The following is an 18,252-nucleotide window of genomic DNA, read 5'->3' as shown; positions in this document are numbered from 1 at the left end:
GACATGGGACGGCTGCGCATCCTGCACGAGACCCGGTATTACTATGAGCGGCCGGTGAGCTTTGGCGCTCAGCGGCTGATGCTGCGGCCGCGCGACAGCCACGCCCTGCGGATTGTCGAGGCCTCCCTGCGCCTGTTCCCGCCCGGCGACACGCGCTGGAGCTACGACGCCAACGGCAACTGCATCTGCATCTTCCAGCCGAACGGCAAGGCCGACGCCATGCGGGTGGCCAGCGAGCTGGTCATCGACCGCTACCCCGCCCCGCTGGTCCCCCAGCGGATCGAGAACCCCGACACCCTGACGCCGATCGTCTATTCGCGGGAGGACCGCGCGACGCTGGAGCCATTCATCGCCCCGGTGACCGACGATCCCGACGCGGTGCTGCTGCGGTGGCTGCGCGGCTTGGCCAGCCACAAGGACGAGCCGGCCCTCGCCTTCCTGCTGCGGGTCAACGACCTGATCCACGAGCAGTTCGAATACCGCGCCCGCGAGGAGGCCGGCGTCCAGACGCCCGTCGAGACCCTGCGCAAGCGTAGCGGCGCCTGCCGGGACCTGGCCTGGCTGATGGTCGAGGGGTTGAGACGTCTGGGCTACGCGGCCCTGTTCGCCACCGGCTACATCCATTCGCCCAACGCCCAGATCCGCGGGGCCGGGGCCACTCACGCCTGGTGCGAGGTCTTCCTGCCCGACCTGGGCTGGCTGGAGTTCGATCCGACCAACGGCCTGGCGGAGTCGCCCGACCTGATCCGCGTCGCCGCGACCCGCACCCCCGCGCAGGCCCTTCCGGTGTCCGGCGCGATCCTTGGCGATCCAGGCAAGTCACGCCTGCAAGTCTCGGTCGACGTTCGACTTATCGATGAAATCGGCCACGCGGCGTGATAAGGGTTAACGGCATATGGGAGAAACAGCCATGACCAGCGGTTTCCAGAACCAGAACCCGATGACCAACCTCAGCTTCCCGAAGGTGGAGCCCAAGCCTCAGCATGGCCAGACGCCGGACCAGGCCTGCCTCAAGCTGAAGGAAAAACGGACCTTCCAGCCCCGACCGGGCCACTAGGTCCGCTGGACCTGCATCCCACGCGGGCGTAAAGCGCCCGCGTGAGCGATCCAACAACAGAGTCTCAAGCCTCTCCGCTGTCGACCCGGCTGGTCTCGATCGCCGTCGCCAGCGCGCTTCTGATGGAGTTCATCGACTCCACCGCGCTCTCGACAGCGCTTCCCACCCTGGCCCGCGCCTTCGCGGTGGACCCGATCCATCTCAAGCTGGCCCTGACCTCCTACATCCTGGCTCTCGCCGTCTTCACGCCCGCCAGCGGCTGGGCGGCCGAGCGGTTCGGGGCGCGACGGGTCTTCCTGTCGGCCATGGCCGTCTTCCTGCTGGGCTCGGCGCTGTGCGGCCTGTCGCGCAACCTGGAAGCCCTGGTGGCCTCGCGGATCTTGCAAGGCCTGGGCGGGGCGATGATGACGCCGGTGGCCCGGCTGATCGTGGTCGGGGCGACGCCCAAGGCGCGGCTGCTGTCGGCCATGGGCTGGTTCACCATGCCCGCCCTGGTCGGCCCCCTGATCGGGCCCCCGATCGCCGGCCTGGTGCTCAGCGTCGCCGAATGGCCCTGGATCTTCTACATCAACCTGCCGATCGGCCTGCTCGGCGCCATAGCCGTTATGCGGTTCGTCCCGGCCAGCCAGCCTCAACGAGACCTCGGACGCTTTGACACCCTCGGCTTCGCGCTGTCGGCGGCGGCGATCAGCGGGGTGGTCGTTGTGGCCGAGACCGCGGGGGTCGGCCTTCTGCCCGTCTGGTTCCAGATCGCCCTGCTGGCGGTCTCCATCGCCTGCGGCCTTGTCTATCTGCGGATCTGCACGCGCACCGGCCGCCCCATCCTGGACCTGTCCCTGCTCCGCTATCCGACCTATCGGGCCAGCCTCCTGGGCGGCGCGTTGGTGAGATTGGGCATCGGGGCCAGTCCGTTCCTGATGCCGTTGCTGTTGCAGGTCGCCCTGGGCTGGAGCCCGCTCAAGGCCAGCTTCGTCACCCTGACGACAGGCATCGGCGTGCTGATCGCCCGCCCGTTCGCCGCCGCGGGGCTTCGACGCTTCGGATTCCGGACATCGCTGGCCGTTTTCGTCACCCTGACGGCGCTGTTCACCGCCGCGCCGGGCTTCTTCACCTCAGCGACGCCGATGGCCGTGATGATGGCGGCGTTGCTGCTGGGCGGGTTCTGCCGGTCCAACCAGTTCATCGCCATCAACACCATCGCCTATGCCGACGTGCCCGAGAGCAAGACCGCCTCGGCTTCGACCCTGTCGGCCGTCATGCAGCAGGTCGGCCTGGCTCTGGGCGTCAGCTTCGGCGGCGTGATGCTGCATCTGGCGCGGGGCTCCGGGGGGGGCCTGACGCCTGACCGGTTCGTGCTGCCGTTCGTCGCGATCGGTCTCGTGACGCTGCTGGCCCTGCCCGTCTACCTGGCGCTGGACAAGGACGCCGGCGCGACGATCAGCGGCCGAGCCAAGTCGGCCTAGGGCGGATCGACGTAGAAGGCAGGGATCAATTCCCGCCTTCCTGGGCCTTGCGCCCAAGACCCATCGTTCCGCGCCTACGGAGTTCGTCCAGCGTTCTGGGCCATTCAGCCCCCGCCTGGCTTCGACATCAGAGCTCGCCGCTGGCCTGGGTCCTGGGCGCAAGGCCCAGGAAGGCGAGTTGAAACTGCTTTGAAGGTAGATTCGCGCTCAGCCCTTCCGCCGCCGGCCGCCGCGCGAGTGTCCGGCCGTCATCGGATCGGGCTTGACCGGCGGAACCCATCCTTCGGGCTTGAGCGGCACGGGCTGGTCGGTGCCCAGGCCCATGCGTCCCGGAACCTCGCGCTGGAAGTAGGACGCCTGGGACGGCGCCTCGACATCGCGCACCAGGGCGCTGTGCTGGATGGAGAGAATGTGGTCGCGCAACTTCGCCGCCGCTTCGAAATCCTCGGCCGCGACGGCCACTTCCAGCTGCGCTTTCAGCTCGTCGAGATGGGACATCGCGGTCTCCGGGAACAGGTTGCTCCCAGAGAAACGCGCGAATCCGGGTTTAGGCGCGCGCGGCGGCGATGCGGGCGCGGGCGATCTCGTCGGCGACCAGGTTGGCCGGACGCTTCTCGGCGATCGACTGGTCGATCACCTCGGCCAGGGTCTGGGCCAGGCGATCGAGCTTGGCGGCCACCCAGCCGCCGTCGAAGGCGGCGCCGGCTTCCAGGCCGCGGATCTCGGCGGCCACGTTGATGATGCCGCCGCCGTTGATCACGTAGTCCGGCGCGTAGAGCAGGCCGCGCTCGAACACGGCCTGGCCGATGGTCGCGTCGGCCAGCTGGTTGTTGGCGGCGCCGGCGATGATCTTGGCCTTCAGGCGCGGCAGGGTCGCGGCCGAGATGGCGCCGCCCAGAGCGCAGGGCGCGAACACGTCGGCCTCGACGTCGAAGATGGCGTCGGTCGGCACGATCTGGGCGCCGGTCTTGGCGGCGACGGCTTCCAGGGCGGGCTGGTTGACGTCGGCGATGGTCAGGCGCGCGCCGGCGGCGTGCAGCTTCTCGGCGAGATAAGCGCCGACATGGCCGACGCCCTGGATGGCGACGTGGACGCCGTTCAGGTCACGGTTCAGAGCGCGCTCGACGCAGAGGCGCACGCCCCGGAACACGCCCTCGGCGGTGACCGGCGACGGATCGCCCGAGGCGGCGGCGTGGCCTTCCAGGCCGGCGACGAAACGGGTGGTCTTGCGGGTGCTTTCCAGGTCGGCCGGCGAGACGCCGACGTCCTCGGCCGTCCAGTACTGGCCGGCCAGGCTGTCGACCGCGCGGCCGAAGGCCTCGAACAGTTCCGGCGTCTTCTGGCTGCGGCTGTCGCCGATGATCACGGCCTTGCCGCCGCCGAGGTCCAGCTCGGCCATGGCGTTCTTGTAGGACATGCCACGCGACAGGCGCAGGGCGTCGGTGATCGCCGCGTCGGCGCTGGAATAGTCCCACATGCGGCAACCGCCGGCGGCCGGACCGCGGGCGGTGGAGTGGATCGCGATGATCGACTTCAGACCGGTTTTTTCGTCGAAGAAAGCGTGAACGCCTTCGTGTCCCTCGAAATCGGGGGAATCGAACAAGGTCATGCCGTCGGTCTCGCGTCAGCCAGAATGAATGTGGCGCGGGGTTTACGCCCCCTCGCCGCCCCGAACAACCCTCAAGGCTGGCGGCGCGACATCTTGCGCTTGGCGGGCTTGGGCGGGTCGAGGGCGGTCAGGGCCGCGACCGACGTCGGGATGGCGGGCGCGCCCGACGGCGGCCAGGCGGCCGAGGTGTCGCGCAGGAACGCCTCGGCGTCCGCCCAGACCTTCTCGGCCTGCCGATCGACCAGGAGCAGGTGATAACCGTCGGCGTAGTAGGCCGTTCGCGCCTGGGCCGGCAGGCGGCGCACCGCCTCGACCGTCGGCTCGCGCGGGATGATCTGGTCGCGCGCGCCGTAGAACCAGGCGGTGGGGACGCGGATCTGGTCGGCCGAGCGCCAGCCCCGCTCCATCAGCCCGACCAGGCCGTAGATCGCGTCGGACCGCGCGCCCCAGATCATCAACGGATCGCGGCCCATGCGGCGCAGCTCGTCGATGTTGTCGCTGGCCATGATGTTCCGCGCCAGCCAGTCGGGCGGCTTGACCACCCATTCCCCCATCAGGTGCGCGGTGGCCCACAGGCTGACCCGGTTCGGCAAGGGCTGGTTGGACCAGCCCCAGACCGCCGGGGCGAACAGCATCAGCTTGTCGACGGGCGGCGGATCGCTGGAGGCCATGGCGCAGATCGCCAGCGCCCCGCCCATGCTGATCCCGGTCAGGGCGACCTTGGCGTTCGGATGCCGCTCGCGGACCGCCGCCACCAGGGCGCGGACGTCCTCCAAGACGAGATCGGTCGGCGCCCAGATCCCGCGCTCGGGCGAGCGCCCAAACCCTCGGACGTCAAGGGCGTAGGTCGCGATCCCGCGGTCAGCCCACCAGGCCGCCGCCAGGTGATAGGCGTTGGCGTAGTCGTTCATGCCGTGCAGGCCGACGATCACCCAATCCGGCTCTCTGGCCGGCTCGCCCGCCGGCAGCCAGCGCATCAGGCCCAGCCGCGCGCCGTCGAAGCTGACGAAGGCGTCGTCCAGCAGGCGCGGACCGCGAAAGCCCAAGGCCGCGAGCTCCGGCCTCTGCGCCAGCGGCGCGCAGGCAGAGAGGCCCAGGGCGGAGGCGGTCAGGATCAGCGCGCGGCGGTTCATGTCCTGAGGATTTCCGCGATCCGCTGGCGGAGATAAGGCGTCACCTCGGCCTCGAACCACGGATTGCGCTTCAGCCAGGCGGTGTTGCGCCAGGACGGATGCGGCAGCGGGAGGACGTTCGGGCCAAAGTCGCGCCAGGCGGCGATGGTGTCGGTCATGGTCTTGCCGGTCCGTCCCGGCAGCGCCCAGGCCTGGGCGTAGCTGCCGACCAGCAGGGTCAGTTCGATGTTCGGGAGCTGCTCCAGCAGCCGCGCACGCCATGTCGCCGCGCAGCGTGGCGGCGGCGGATAGTCGCCGCCCTTGGGGTTCGTGCCGGGAAAGCAGAAGGCCATGGCCGCGACGCCGATCTCGGGGCGGCCATAGAAGGTCTCGCGATCGATCCCCATCCACTGGCGCAGGCGCACGCCCGACGGATCGTTGAACGGCAGGCCGGTCTCATGCACCAGCCTTCCTGGCGCCTGGCCGGCGATCAGGATGCGGGTCTCCTCTCGGACCCGCGTCACCGGCCGAGGCGCGTGCGGCAGGTAGGGCGCGCAGGCCCGGCAGGCGGCGATGTCGGAAAGGAGCGCGTCGAGCGACATGCAGCCGATTTAGGCGCCCGCGCCCCTCCGCCCAAGGGCTGTCGTTCGAGGATCAGTCCTCGTCGCCGGCGACCTCGTCCTCGAACGAGGTCGGATCGCCCTCCATCCGCAGGCGGATGCGATAGACGCCCCGGAACTTCTCCGGATTGGTCGGCTTGTTGTGGCGCAGAATCACGACCTTGCCCTCGCGGGCCAGCTCAATGGCGTTGGTGCGCACGTGGCCCAGGATCTGCTGCCAGCGCTCGGGCTGGATGGCCTTGGCGACGTTCATCGGGTCGATCGACTTGCCTTCGGGCAGCGCCGCCAGCTGGGACAGGATCGTGTCTTGGATCGGGGAGGTCATGGCCGCTCCCATGCCATGGATTGTCAGCAGAGGCGAGACCGACGCCTTGCACGCCATCGCCGAGCCATCTAACTGAACACCGATAAGGTCGAGGGGAGCACCATGGACGGCGGCAACGAAGTCATCGGCGGACCGCGCCTGATCGAGACGGGCGACTGGGCGGGCTGGCGGACCTGGTCCGGTCTCGACCCCTTCGAGGACCAGTCCGGCCCCTTCTATTTCCGCGAGGGCGAGGACGGCCGCGTCACCACCGCCTTCCGCGCGGAGCCCAAGCACATGAACGGCGGCGGCTTCATGCACGGCGGCTGCATGATGACCTTCGCCGACTTCTCGCTGTTCGCGATCGCCTGGAAGGAGCTGGCCGACAGCCGCGCGGTGACCGTCAGCCTGAACGGCGAGTTCGTCGGCCCCGCTCGGCCCGGCGATCTCGTGACCGCCACCGGCGAGGTGGTGCGCGCCGGCGGATCCCTGCTGTTCGTGCGCGGCCTAGTCTCGACCGGGACCGGCCCGATGCTGAACTTCTCGGGCGTGATCAAGAAGATCAAGGCGCGGTGACCTAAATCCTCCCCCTAACGGGGGAGGTGTCGGCGAAGCCGACGGAGGGGGAAGAAGCAGGCTCGGCAGCACTTCCCCCTCCGGCCTTCGGCCTCCTCCCCCACGGGGGAGGATTTTCAATGCCCTAAACCCCCGCCTTCGCGGCCGGACGCGCCATCATCGCCTTCAGCCAGCGGTTCACGTGGACCAACTCCTCGGGCGGCCGGAAGCGGACCATGCGCGCGAAGTCGATGCCGGTGACCGCCAGGATGTCGGCGATGGTCAGGCGATCGGCGGCGATGAACTCACTTTCGGCCAGGCGACGGTCGAACACCTTCAGCGCGCGCTCGGCGCCCTTGCGATTGGTCTCGGCGATCTCGGGCACCTGGGTCTCGATCGCCGCCAGCGCCGGGTGGCTGTGGCGCACGGCCATCATCAGCGGCGTCGACAGCAGCATCTCGGCCCGCCGCGTCCACATCTCGATCACCGCCGCCTCCAGCGGATCGCGGCCGAACAGGTTCGGTTCTGGATAGACGCTTTCCAGATAGCGGCAGATCGCCACCGATTCGGTGATGCAGGTGGTCTCGTCGATCTCCAGCGCCGGCACGTTCGGTAGACCGGCCTTGGCCAGGTAGTCGGGCTGACGATGCTGGCCGCCGAAGATGTCGACATCGACGATCTCGATGTCCTCGATCCCCTTCTCGGCCATGAACCAGCGCACCCGCCGAGGATTGGGCGCGCGACGGCTGTCATAGAGCTTCATGGAGTCCTCCCTTTGCCCAGGAGAATGCGCCGCTTCCGCTACGGCAGAGAAGCCCTTCCCCTCGATGGGGAAGGGTTGGGATGGGGTGACCGCTGAATCTCGGCCGCGACGCGCTCGGCCACGAGGTAAGGGTTGCCAAACGCTTCCCCGTCGCGAACGCGCATGACCCGATAGCCTTGCTCGGCAAGCCAGGCGTCACGCGTGGCGTCACGCAGTTGAGCTTCGGGATTGTCATGCCAGCCGCTGTCGACTTCGACGATTAAACGAGCGGAGTGATGGGCGAAGTCCACGACATAAGGGCCAATTGGAGCCTGTCGTCGGATGTGAAGATCAAGGGCGCGGAGGGCTTTCCACAAGGCCCGTTCGCTAGCCGTCATGTCGTTGCGGAGACGGCGAGCCCGTTTGACGGCGCCCGCGGCGTGCCTGGGCCTCGGCGTCCCATCGGACATGCTGTCACCCCATCCCCAACCCTTCCCCATCAAAGGGGAAGGGAGAAGATGGAGCAACTTTTAGTTGATCACAGCCCGAACAGCGACCGCGGCATCAGGCCGATCAGCGAACCGGTCAGGCAGGTGGCGAGGAAGCCGGCCATCATCGCCTTCCACACGAGGCTGAGGATCTCCTGGCGGCGCTGGGGCACCAGCACCGAGAAGCCGGCCACGTTCATGCCGACCGAGCCGATGTTGGCGAAGCCGCACAGCGCATACGTCATGATCATGCGGGTGCGCTCGTCCAGCGACGTCGCGCCTACCTTGGCGAGCTGGATGAAGGCGGTGAACTCCGTGAGGATCAGCTTCACGCCCAGCAGGCCGCCGGCGGTCCCGGCCTCCTTCCACGGCACGCCCATGGCCCAGGCCAGCGGCGAGAAGATCACGCCCAGGCCGCGCGCGATGCTCAGCGGCTGGCCGCCGACGTCCGGCATGGCGCCCAGGATCTTGTCGACCATGGTGGCCAGGGCGACGAAGACGATCAGGGTCGCGCCGACGTTCAGCGCGATCTGCAGGCCGTCGGTGGTGCCCTTCATGACCGCGTCGATCGAGCTGCCGTAGCTCTTGTCCTCGGTGGCGAGATCGAGGTCCGCGCCCTTCTCCATCGGGTCGGAGGGGACGATGATCCGGGCCAGCAGCACGCCGGCCGGGGCCGAGATGATCGAGGCGGTCAGCACGTGGGCGGCGGCGTTGGGCAGCACGTCGGCCAGGATGGTGGCGTAGGCGACCATGGTCGAGCCCGAGACGCAAGCCATGCCGACCGCGATCAGCATGAAGAGCTCCGAGCGGCTCAGCTTGTCGAGATAGGCGCGGATGAAGATCGGGCCCTCGATCTGGCCCATGAAGATGGTGGCGGCGGTGGCCAGGGCCGGCGGGCCGCGCAGGCCCAGCGTCTTCTGGAACAGGAGGCCGAAGCCCTGGGCCAGCCACTTGAGGATCTTCCAGTGCCAGAGCAGCGCCGACAGCGCGCAGACGACCAGGATCACCGGCACGACCCGGAAGGCGAAGATGAAGCCCGCGCCCGGATTGGTCACCGGATACGGCTGGTCGCCGCCGGCCAGGAAGCCGAACACGAAGGCCGTCCCCGCCTGGGTCGACGAGGCGAGCCCCTCGACCGCGCCGTTGACGCCCTGCATCAGCCTCTGGGCCTGGGGCAGACCGAACAGGACCAGCACCAACAGCACCTGGACGACCAGAGCGGCGATGGCCAGCACCCAGGGGAATCGCTTGCGATTTTCGGAGACCAGCCAGCAAAGGCCAAGGGTGAGCGCCAAACCCGCCAGGGCCTGAACGTTCTCAGGACGGAACATCAAGACGAAGACCTTACAAAAGGGCGACGCCCCCGCGACGCCCGCCAAGGGGCGAAATGACACCAAGTCAGCCGCCCCGCGCAAGCGGATTGCTTAGGGAATGGTTAAACACCCGGCAAGTCGCCCAAGTCATAAGCTTCTTACCGCGAGGAAGGCGTCATCCCGGCGCGCGCCCCGGACCGGGATGACGGTGAGCGTCGCTAGGCCGTGACGCTCGCGCCGCTGGTCGCGCCGGACGAGGCGGTCAACGCCGTGTCCAGTTGCGCCAGCAGCTTCTGCATCAGGTCGGCCGCGGTCGTCGAACCCGAGATCAGGCTGGCGACCGACGAGGCGGACTCGGCGCTCGCGGCCTTGCCCTGGTCGAGCAGGGCGTAGAACTCCTCGCCGCTCAGGGATCCGTCGCCATCCTGGTCGGCCGCCGTGATCAGGTCGGAAGCCGCGCCGGTCGCGTCGGCGCTGTCTCCGCCATTGGCGGCGGCCAGCTCCTCGGCCGAAACCACGCCGTCCTGGTTGGCGTCCAGGCTCTCGAAGACCCCGCTCGAGCTCGCCGAACCGCCAGCGCCCTCGGCGCCCTCGCCCGGCGGCGGGCCGCGCATCGCCTGGGACGACGACGAACTGGACGCGTTGGAGATGGCGCTGGCGATCTCGGTCGTCGACAGGGCGCCGTCGCCATCGCTGTCGAGCGCTGCGACGATGTCCGAGGCCATCTTGTCCTCGAACCCGAGCCCCTGTGCGTCCTCCGGGGCCTTGGCCGAGAGGGCCGACGAGATCTCGCCAGCGCTCAGCAAACCATCTCCGTCGGCGTCACCCGCCGACATGACCGAGCTGGCGACGTCGTCCACCGACTGGGTCGACAGCAGCGCCGACAAGGTGTCGCCGCTGAAATTTCCGCCCGGACCGCCGCCGCCCCGCATCGGCGGGGGCCCGCGCTCCCGCCCCGAGCCCTGCACATTTTGCCCGATCGACTGGAACTCGGTCTGCGACAGCTGCCCATCGCCGTCCGCGTCGGCGGTCTTGAAGGTGGTCTGCTGGAGCTGACGAAGTTGAGCCAGGCTGGTCGATGACGCAGCGCTGCTTATGGTCATCTCGCTATCCCTCTCTCAAAGGGCGCGATCCCTTGGACCGCCCCGTCCGCGCCGAAAGGCCGACGCGAACGAAAGGGCAGCGAAAAGCATTCCAGCTTTCCGGACGTTTCAGCGTCGCAACACGCCGCCGCTCGGCCGCCGAGCGACAGCGCCTGTCGCCCGCCCAACAACGCCGCCACGCCTGGATTCAAGGAAGATCGCCCTTCGATCTCCCGAGCGCGCGTTTTTTTCAGGCCGGAAATCCGCCTTACCCCGATTTAACTTGGACCTTCATCGATCGCCGGTCATTCCTGCCACCTGAGGTTTGGGGGAGCGAGAGTCCGAATGTCGTTGGCCTTGTCCACTCTGCTATACGAGTGGCGTCGTTACATGGCGGCTGTGGTCGCCCTCGCCTTCTCCGGGCTGCTTGTGCTGGCCCAGGTCGGCATGTTCGTGGGCATCGGGAAGGGCTTCACCGCCCAGATCGACCGCGCCCGCGCCGACATCATGGTGCTGGGCCCGGGCGCCAAGGCGCTGTTCGGCGGCCCTTCCGGCCTGCCGCGCCGCATGATCCCGCTGGTCTACAGCCATCCCGAGGTCACCCAGGTCGCGCCGCTCGACGGCTCCGGCGGTCGTTTCCAGAACATCCTGTCGCCCGAGCAGCAGGCCAAGGAAGAGGCGCGCGCCAAGCGGGCCGGCAAGGGCGAAAAGGGCGCCAGCGGCGGCACGGCCCGCAAGACCGAGTTCGTCAACGTCACCGTCGTCGACGCGATCCCGGGCTATGTCACGGTGCCCACCGACTACACGCAGTCGATGATCGAAGCCCTGCGCCGCCCCTACGCGGTCGCGGTCGATGAGACGGCGCTGAAGCGCCTGGGCGTCAAGAAGGGCGACAAGGCCCTCTACAACGGCAAGACGATCAACATCGCCGTTGTCACCCGCGGCTACCCGAACATCATCCAGCCCACGCTGGTCATGTCGCGCGACACCTTGCGGATGCTGGGCGAGGCCGACACCGGCCAGCGCGTCGGTCCGCTGATGGTGGAGATCCGTGACTCCGCCCGCGCCGAGATCGTCGCCGCCCAACTGAACAAGAAGGCCGACGGTAAGTTCCGCGCCTGGACCCGCCAGGAACTGGCCGACGCCAATTCCAACGCCATGCTCGAAGACCAGATCATCGGCATCATGCTGGGCTTCTCGGCCTTCCTGGGCCTGCTGATCGGGGTGGCCATCACCTGGCAGACCCTGCGCGGCGCGATCATGGCCAACATCAAGGAGTTCGCGTCCCTGCGCGCCCTGGGCGTGTCGATGGGCGACCTGCGCAACATCGTCATGGAGCTGTCCTTCTGGGTCGGCATCGTCGGCGTCCTGGCCGCCGGCCTCCTGACCTGGCTGGTCTCCATGCTGGCCGTGGCCGGCGGGGTGCCGATGTACTTCCCGCCCACGCTGGTCATCATCGTCGCGGTGTTCCTGATCGCCATCGCCATGTTGTCCGGCTTCCTGTCGCTGGGCATCCTCAAGAACAGCCAACCGGCGGACCTGCTGCGATGAACGGTGACAACGCTCACAAGCGCGGCGAGTCCGCCTTGACCGCCAAGGGCCTGGTCAAGCGCTTCAAGACCGGCCGCACCTTCATCGAAGTGCTCAAGGGCGTGGACTTCGACGCCAAGCACGGCGACGTGACCATGGTCATGGGCCCGTCTGGCTCGGGCAAGTCCACGCTGGTGGCGGCGCTCTCGGGCCTCCTGATGCCCGACGAGGGCAAGGTCTCGGCGCTGGAGGCCAAGGACTTGTGGGCCATGCCCAAGGGCAAGATCGACAAGTTCCGCCTCGACCACTGCGGCTTCATCTTCCAGGGCTTCAACCTGTTCCCGGCCCTCACGGCCAAGCAGCAGGTGATGACGGTGCTGAAGTACCAGGACGTCAGCCCGGGCGAGGCGGCCAAGCGCGCCCAGGCGGCGCTGGAGTCTGTGGGCCTCGGGCCCCGCGTCAACCAGCGCCCGTCCGAGCTTTCGGGCGGCGAGAAGCAGCGCGTGGCCATCGCTCGCGCCCTGGCCAAGAACCCGAACCTGATCTTCGCGGACGAACCGACCTCGGCCCTCGACGGCAAGAGCGGCGAGATCGTGATCAAGCTGCTGCGCGCGGCCGCCACCGAGCGCGGCGCGGCGGTGATCTGCGTGACCCACGACCCGCGGCTCGAGGCCTATGCCGACCGCGTCATCCACATCGAAGACGGCCGGATCCTGGACGACGTGCGCCGCACGCCCGACGCCAATCCCGCGCCGCTTAGCCACTGATTTTCTGGGGGAACCTCGACATGCCCGGCTTCCTGCGCCGACCCGCTTTCTGGATCGTTCTTGTTGTCGTCGTTCTGCTCGGCGGCGGATTCTTCTACATGAAGGGCCAAGCGGCCGAGAAGAAGAAGAAACTCGAGGCCGCCGCCGCTCAGGAGGAGCCTTCCCCCTACGCCGCCATCGCCCAGGGCAAGGCCGACGTCGAGGGCGGCGTGATCCAGGTGGCGGCCCGCCGCCAAGGCATCGTGCGTGACGTCTTCGTCCAGGAGGGCGACATCGTCAAAGCCGGCCAGCCGCTGGCCAAGCAAGAGGACGACGACGCGCGCCTGGCCGCCCAGACCGCCTCGGCCGCCCTCGCCTCGGCCAGGGCCCAACTGCAGCTCTATCAAGTGCAGCTGCGCACGGCCCAGCGCGAGCACGCCCGCCTGCAAGGCCTGACCGCCTCGAACTTCGTGGCCGCTCAACGGCTGGACGCCGCGCGGGACAAGATCGCGGAGGCCCAGGCCAATATCGGCGCTCAGCAGGCGGCGATCAGCGTCGCATCCGCCCAGTTGGCGCAGGCCAACTACAATCAGGAGCTGACGATCATCCGCGCGCCCGCCGACGGCCGCATCGCCCGCCGCCAGGCCAACCCCGGCGCCGGCGCCTCGACCCTGAACGTCACGGCGATGTTCGACCTCGAGCCGAACACCCAGCGCATCGTCCGCGCCGAGATCGTCGAGGCCGACATTCCGAACGTCGTGATCGGCCAGGAAGTCGAGATCCAGCCGGAAAGCGACCCGGACAAGACCTATATCGGCAAGGTGCTGCGCCGCGCCTCGGTGTTCGGCGCCCGCAAGCTGGCCTCGGACGACCCCAGCCAGCGCAGCGACGAACGCGTCGTCGAGGTGGTGGTCAGCGCCGACGGCGCCCCGCTGCTGGTCGGCCAGCGCGTCCTGGTCAAGTTCATGAAGCCCGGCCAGAAAGCCGGCGTGAAGCGCGACAAGCCGACCCCGCCAGTCGCGGGCGGCGCGAAGAAGAAGGCGTAAAGGGCGGACAGGCTAGCGCCCAGTTCCTCCCCGCGATGCGGGGGAGGTGGCCCAGAGGGCCGGAGGGGGCCAACTGGGCCGATCTCCAGCTTGCCCCCTCCGTCGCTCCGCGACACCTCCCCCGTGTCACGGGGGAGGATCTTCACGAGCGTTCGCGGCGCTCTATCATCCGCGTATCCGAAATCGAACCGAGCGATTTCAAGCACTTCCCACTTTTGCACGCCGCTCAATCATCCGCGTTGAAACCGCCCATATGCTCTACCCACCTCGTCGCGAGGAAAGGGCGCATGGCCAGCGACCATCGTGGCGGCGGGGGGCGATCGAGCGGGGACAGGTTCGAGGGGGTTACTCGGACGGTCCGGGGATGAGCTGCTGGGCTCACCCGCCCGCCGTGGGCGTGGTCGGGGGAAAGGGTTCGTCCCTCTCCGATCCCCAGGCGCTTCCGGAAACGGAGACGCCTGGTTTCCGGTAAGGCCCGAATAGGGCCACCTTCCCGGGACGCTGGCGGATAACGGTCGCGCGGAGCGTCGGGCTTCGTCGAAACGGTAATCACTATCCAACCTCCGGACGTCGTCCGGCGCTCCGCGTCCCTTTCCATCCCTTCAGCGAGCGATCGCGTGAGGCGGCGGGGGTATGTCCAGTCAGCGCCCCCTCCGTCTCGTCGCGTATCCGCGTCGATCCACCTCCCCCGCGCGCGGGGGAGGATGAGCCTCCTCCTCACCCGTGAAACGGGGGAGGTGGCGCGCGGCAAGGCCGCGTGACGGAGGGGGCGCTCCGCTACAGTCAAGCGCGGGCTCCCCTTGACCTCCCCTGCCCCGCGCCGCACAACACGGCCAAACCAAACACGCGTTTGAGGGAGACTTCGGCATGGCGGACATCCGCTTCGACGGCAAGGTGGCGATCGTGACGGGCGCGGGCGGCGGCCTTGGCCGACAGCACGCCCTGGAGCTGGCGCGGCGCGGCGCCAAGGTCGTGGTCAACGACCTGGGCGGCAGCGTCGACGGCTCGGGCGGCTCGTCCGAAGCGGCCCAGAAGGTGGTCGAGGAGATCAAGGCCTTCGGCGGCGAGGCCATCGCCAACGGCTCGTCGGTCACCGACGACGCCGGCGTCGCCCACATGGTCAAGCAGGCCATGGATACCTGGGGCCGGATCGACATCCTGATCGCCAACGCCGGCATCCTGCGTGACAAGACCCTCTCCAAGATGGAGCTGGCCGATTTCGAGCTGGTCATGCAGGTGCACGTGTTCGGCACCTTCAAGCCGATCAAGGCGGTCTGGGACATCATGAAGGCCCAGAACTACGGCCGCATCGTCGTCACCACCTCGTCGTCGGGCATGTACGGCAACTTCGGCCAGAGCAACTACGGCGCGGCCAAGATGGCGGTGCTGGGCCTGATGAACACGCTCAAGCTCGAGGGCGCCAAGAACGACGTGAAGATCAACGCCATCAGCCCGGTCGCGGCCACCCGCATGACCGAGGGCCTGATGCCGCCGGAAGTGCTGGCCAAGCTGGCGCCGGAATATGTCACGCCGGGCGTCGTCTATCTCTGCTCGGAAGAGGCCCCGACCGGCGCGATCCTGACGGCCGGCGCCGGCGCCTTCGCGCTGTCGCGCATCTACGAGACCGAAGGCGTCTATCTGGGCGAAGGCGGCCTGTCGGCCGAGGAAGTCCGCGACAGCTGGGACAAGATCACCGACGAAGGCGGCCAGAAAGCCTACTTCAACGGCGGCGAGCAGGGTCAGAAGTTCTTCCGAAAGATGGCCGGCGGCTGACCCCGCTTGAGCATTCGCTTTCAATTGTCCGGCTAAAGGGACAGTTTTGACATAACGACGATTGATCTGGGGCCTTTATGGCCCCAGTTCTTTTACAAAACCGACAAAATTCACGCCTGGATCAATTTAGGGCAACATTCTTGCCGCGGGTGCGTTAAAGCGGCGCTCAAAGGCGCCGACCGGGTGATCGGCGAGCCCAAATTTAACAAGGTCGTCAGTCTCATGTCTCTCAAGCGTACGCACCTCGCCGCCGGGGTCGCCCTTCTGACCCTCGCCGCCGCCACGCAGGCTTCGGCCTCGGCCTTCTACCTGCAAGAGCAGTCGGTGCGCGGCACCGGTCGCGCCTATTCCGGCGAAGTCGCCGACAAGGGCGTCGGCAGCCTGTGGTGGAACCCCGCCTCGATCGCCGGCATCGACCGCAGCGAAATCGCCCTCGGCGTGAACGCGATCCAGGTGAACTCCAAGGTCGTCAACAACGGCTCGACGATCACGCGTCCGGTTCCCCCGGCCGGCCTGACCACGCCGATCGGCGGCGCCGGCACGGCCTTCGACCCGATCAATGACGGCGTGGTCCCGAACCTGGGCGGCGCGTTCAAGATCAACGACAAGCTGTCGCTGGGCATGGCGGTGTCGGCCCCGTACAACTTCACCACCGAGTACAACGCCGACAGCTTCACCCGCTATGACGCGCTGAAGTCGCACCTGCGCACGATCAATATCGACACGGTCGTCGCCTACCGGGTCAACGACATGTTGGACCTGGGCGTCGGCTTCACGGCGCTGTACGCCGACGCGACCCTGACCAACGCCCTGCCCAACATCTCGCCGCTCCAGCCCGACGGCCATCAGTCGCTGAAGGGCGACGGCTGGGCCTATGGCTACACCGTGGGCGCCCAGCTGCACCCGTCCAAGAGCCTGACGATCGGCGCCAGCTATCGCTCGAAGATCGACCAGAAGCTGGACGGCACGGTCGCCGTCTCGGGCCTGCTGGCGCCGATCCCGGCCGCCAGCAACTTCTCGACCGACGGCCAGGCCAAGATCACCCTGCCCTGGATCGCCAACCTGGGCGCCCGCTGGGCCGTGAACGACCAATGGACCCTGAACGCCTCGGTCAGCCGCGTCGGCTGGGGTGAGTTCGACGCCATCCGCGTCACCTATACGGGCGGCGCTTCGACCAGCGTCCAGGACTACAAGGACGTCACCACCTACGCCGCCGGCGTCGACTTCCAGGCCTCGCCGCGCCTGACCCTGCGGGCCGGCGTCCAGTACGACCCGACCCCGACGCCGGACGTCGGCCGCACCGCCCGTGTTCCGGACGGCGACCGCATGATGTACGCCGCCGGCGCCACCTGGGCCGCGACGGACGACCTGAAGCTCGACGCGGCGATCAACTACATCGCCTTCGACGACAGCACGATCAACCGCACCGACGTGACGGCGACCAGCTCGACCGCTCGCCTGAACGGCGAAGTCACCGGCTCGGCCGTGGTCCTGTCGGCCGGCGCGCGCTTCAGCTTCTAAGCGCCGCGAACGATCCAAGAGAAAGCCCGCCGGGAGCGATCCTGGCGGGCTTTTTCGTGGATGCTAGCCGACGGCGTCCCAGAGCGTCTTGGCCGCCGCGACGAAGACCTGGGCCGCCTGGCCCTTGGGCTCGCCGATCACGGCCGGAACCCCCTCGTCGCCGCCGATGCGCACGCCCATCTCGATCGGCACGCGGCCCAACAGCGGAACCTGCAGGCGCGCGGCCTCGGCCACGCCGCCGCCTTCGCCGAAGATCGGGATCGGCGCGCCGGTCGAGGGATCGGCGAAGAAGGCCATGTTCTCGATCAGCCCCAGGATCGGCGTCGCGGTCTTCTCGAACATCACCGCCGCGCGGCGGGCGTCGATCAGGGCGATCTCCTGCGGCGTGGTCACCAGCACGACGCCGTCGATCCGCAGCTTCTGAACGAGGGTCAGCTGGATGTCGCCGGTGCCGGGCGGCAGGTCGACGACCAGCACGTCCAGCGGCTGGGCTTCCGAGCCCCAGGCGACGTCGTGGATCATCTGGCGAACCGCCGACGAGGCCATCGGCCCGCGCCAGATCATCGCCTTGCCCTCGTCGACGATGAAGCCGATCGACATCAGCTTGACGCCATGGGCCTCCAACGGCTGCAGCTTCTCGTTCTCGAACAGCGGATCGCCGTCGACCCCCATCATCTTCGGCGCCGAGGGGCCGTAGACATCGGCGTCCAGCAGGCCGACGCGCAGGCCCATCTGGGCGAAGGCGACGGCGAGATTGGTCGAGACCGTGGACTTGCCGACCCCGCCCTTGCCCGAGGCCACCGCGATCACGTGACGGACGTGGGCGGGCTTTTCGGCTTCGGGCGGCGGGACCATGCGGGCTTGCGGGTCGTCGGAGACCTTCGCCCCCCTGCGCACCCGGGTCGCGCCCTCGGCCGCCTGGGCCGTCAGCACGACCTGGGCGACGTCGATCCCCGGCAGAGCCGCCAGGGCCTTTTCGGCGGCCTCGCGGATTGGGGCGTAGGTCGCGGCCTGGCTGGCGGGGACTTCCAGCATGAAGCCGGCGCGGCCGTTGCGGACCACGAGGCCCTGCACCAGCTCGGCCGCCACCAGCCCTCGCCCGCTGACGGGGTCGGGAATGCGGTCCAGCGCCATGCGGGCGTCGTCGAGAGTAGCGGGGGTTACGCCGGTCACGTCAGTCAGGCCTCGTATTGCGAGCCCTCATATCCGCGCGACCGGCGGCATTTACAAGCCGGGCGCGGCCCTTAGGGCGATTGGTCGGCGACGCCTGTCGTGCTAAGCTCCGGCCATC

At 68.4% G+C, this 18,252-nt stretch carries 19 protein-coding genes and 2 pseudogenes; 10 read left to right on the top strand and 11 right to left on the bottom strand.

What is annotated here, in order from left to right; genetic code table 11:
* Window positions 1-3 precede the first annotated feature (3 nt).
* From CSEG_RS06770 to CSEG_RS06765, 3 genes are read left to right on the top strand one after another with little or no spacing between them, the layout of a single operon-like run.
* Complete coding sequence (locus CSEG_RS06770; RefSeq protein WP_013078511.1) at window positions 4-879, top strand: transglutaminase family protein; 876 nt, start codon at window positions 4-6, stop codon at window positions 877-879.
* Window positions 880-910: 31 nt separating this feature from the next.
* Window positions 911-1,057 (top strand): hypothetical protein, encoded by a 147-nt coding sequence (locus CSEG_RS22860; RefSeq protein ID WP_013078510.1) that lies wholly within the window; start codon window positions 911-913, stop codon window positions 1,055-1,057.
* Between the two features lie 41 nt (window positions 1,058-1,098).
* Window positions 1,099-2,520, top strand: a complete 1,422-nt coding sequence (locus CSEG_RS06765; protein ID WP_013078509.1) for an MFS transporter — start codon at window positions 1,099-1,101, stop codon at window positions 2,518-2,520.
* Window positions 2,521-2,727: 207 nt separating this feature from the next.
* Here the strand turns inward: CSEG_RS06765 and CSEG_RS06760 are convergent, their stop codons facing one another.
* The 5 genes from CSEG_RS06760 to CSEG_RS21955 form a co-directional block, all read right to left on the bottom strand.
* Window positions 2,728-3,018 carry a UvrB/UvrC motif-containing protein gene (locus CSEG_RS06760; protein ID WP_013078508.1) on the bottom strand — a complete coding sequence of 97 codons (291 nt, stop codon included), beginning with the start codon at window positions 3,016-3,018 and terminating at the stop codon, window positions 2,728-2,730.
* A gap of 49 nt (window positions 3,019-3,067) precedes the next feature.
* A complete protein-coding gene (locus tag CSEG_RS06755) occupies window positions 3,068-4,129 on the bottom strand; it encodes a Leu/Phe/Val dehydrogenase (RefSeq protein ID WP_013078507.1) in 1,062 nt (353 codons plus the stop codon).
* Window positions 4,130-4,200: 71 nt separating this feature from the next.
* A complete protein-coding gene (locus tag CSEG_RS06750) occupies window positions 4,201-5,262 on the bottom strand; it encodes an alpha/beta hydrolase (protein WP_013078506.1) in 1,062 nt (353 codons plus the stop codon).
* Entirely contained in the window at window positions 5,259-5,843 is a 585-nt protein-coding gene (locus CSEG_RS06745; protein WP_013078505.1) for a uracil-DNA glycosylase family protein, read from the bottom strand. The genes CSEG_RS06750 and CSEG_RS06745 overlap by 4 nt, the downstream gene beginning before the upstream one ends.
* 52 nt (window positions 5,844-5,895) lie before the next feature.
* The gene (locus tag CSEG_RS21955) at window positions 5,896-6,186 is read right to left on the bottom strand and encodes a DUF3253 domain-containing protein (protein WP_013078504.1); all 291 of its coding nucleotides are present in this window, start codon (window positions 6,184-6,186) and stop codon (window positions 5,896-5,898) included.
* A gap of 102 nt (window positions 6,187-6,288) precedes the next feature.
* Between CSEG_RS21955 and CSEG_RS06735 the strand changes: the two genes are divergently transcribed.
* A complete protein-coding gene (locus tag CSEG_RS06735) occupies window positions 6,289-6,741 on the top strand; it encodes a PaaI family thioesterase (RefSeq protein ID WP_013078503.1) in 453 nt (150 codons plus the stop codon).
* A gap of 4 nt (window positions 6,742-6,745) precedes the next feature.
* On the opposite strand, the pseudogene CSEG_RS23250 reads toward CSEG_RS06735, so the two are convergent.
* From CSEG_RS23250 to CSEG_RS06715, 5 genes and pseudogenes are all read right to left on the bottom strand, one after another.
* Window positions 6,746-6,859: pseudogene (locus tag CSEG_RS23250) on the bottom strand (hypothetical protein); the annotation flags it as partial.
* A 6-nt stretch (window positions 6,860-6,865) separates the two neighbouring features.
* The gene (locus CSEG_RS06730) at window positions 6,866-7,483 is read right to left on the bottom strand and encodes a glutathione S-transferase family protein (protein ID WP_013078502.1); all 618 of its coding nucleotides are present in this window, start codon (window positions 7,481-7,483) and stop codon (window positions 6,866-6,868) included.
* A 38-nt stretch (window positions 7,484-7,521) separates the two neighbouring features.
* Window positions 7,522-7,932, bottom strand: a complete 411-nt coding sequence (locus CSEG_RS21950; protein ID WP_013078501.1) for an endonuclease domain-containing protein — start codon at window positions 7,930-7,932, stop codon at window positions 7,522-7,524.
* A 68-nt stretch (window positions 7,933-8,000) separates the two neighbouring features.
* Complete coding sequence (locus CSEG_RS06720) at window positions 8,001-9,281, bottom strand: NupC/NupG family nucleoside CNT transporter (protein ID WP_041538225.1); 1,281 nt, start codon at window positions 9,279-9,281, stop codon at window positions 8,001-8,003.
* A gap of 200 nt (window positions 9,282-9,481) precedes the next feature.
* On the bottom strand, window positions 9,482-10,366 hold the full coding sequence (locus tag CSEG_RS06715; protein WP_013078499.1) for an EF-hand domain-containing protein: 885 nt from the start codon (window positions 10,364-10,366) through the stop codon (window positions 9,482-9,484).
* 324 nt (window positions 10,367-10,690) lie between these two features.
* On the opposite strand from CSEG_RS06715, the gene CSEG_RS06710 reads away from it, so the two are divergent.
* The 6 genes and pseudogenes from CSEG_RS06710 (at window position 10,691) to CSEG_RS06690 (ending at window position 16,961) form a co-directional block, all read left to right on the top strand.
* Entirely contained in the window at window positions 10,691-11,896 is a 1,206-nt protein-coding gene (locus CSEG_RS06710; protein WP_013078498.1) for an ABC transporter permease, read from the top strand.
* Entirely contained in the window at window positions 11,893-12,642 is a 750-nt protein-coding gene (locus CSEG_RS06705; RefSeq protein ID WP_013078497.1) for an ABC transporter ATP-binding protein, read from the top strand. Before CSEG_RS06710 ends, CSEG_RS06705 begins: the two co-directional genes overlap by 4 nt.
* A 20-nt stretch (window positions 12,643-12,662) precedes the next feature.
* Entirely contained in the window at window positions 12,663-13,667 is a 1,005-nt protein-coding gene (locus tag CSEG_RS06700) for an HlyD family secretion protein (RefSeq protein WP_013078496.1), read from the top strand.
* A gap of 303 nt (window positions 13,668-13,970) precedes the next feature.
* Window positions 13,971-14,068 (top strand): annotated as a pseudogene (locus tag CSEG_RS23245) (hypothetical protein); the annotation flags it as partial.
* Between the two features lie 466 nt (window positions 14,069-14,534).
* Window positions 14,535-15,440 carry an SDR family NAD(P)-dependent oxidoreductase gene (locus tag CSEG_RS06695; RefSeq protein WP_013078495.1) on the top strand — a complete coding sequence of 302 codons (906 nt, stop codon included), beginning with the start codon at window positions 14,535-14,537 and terminating at the stop codon, window positions 15,438-15,440.
* Between the two features lie 222 nt (window positions 15,441-15,662).
* A complete protein-coding gene (locus CSEG_RS06690; protein WP_041538509.1) occupies window positions 15,663-16,961 on the top strand; it encodes an outer membrane protein transport protein in 1,299 nt (432 codons plus the stop codon).
* A 63-nt stretch (window positions 16,962-17,024) separates the two neighbouring features.
* On the opposite strand, the gene CSEG_RS06685 is transcribed toward CSEG_RS06690, so the two are convergent.
* Complete coding sequence (locus CSEG_RS06685; protein ID WP_041538224.1) at window positions 17,025-18,095, bottom strand: Mrp/NBP35 family ATP-binding protein; 1,071 nt, start codon at window positions 18,093-18,095, stop codon at window positions 17,025-17,027.
* Window positions 18,096-18,252 lie beyond the last annotated feature (157 nt).

The sequence above is a fragment of the Caulobacter segnis ATCC 21756 genome (assembly GCF_000092285.1).
Taxonomy (GTDB): Bacteria; Pseudomonadota; Alphaproteobacteria; order Caulobacterales; family Caulobacteraceae; genus Caulobacter; species Caulobacter segnis.
The sequence above is the reverse complement of the archived record's forward strand: the minus strand, read 5'-3'. Positions and strand labels throughout refer to the sequence as shown.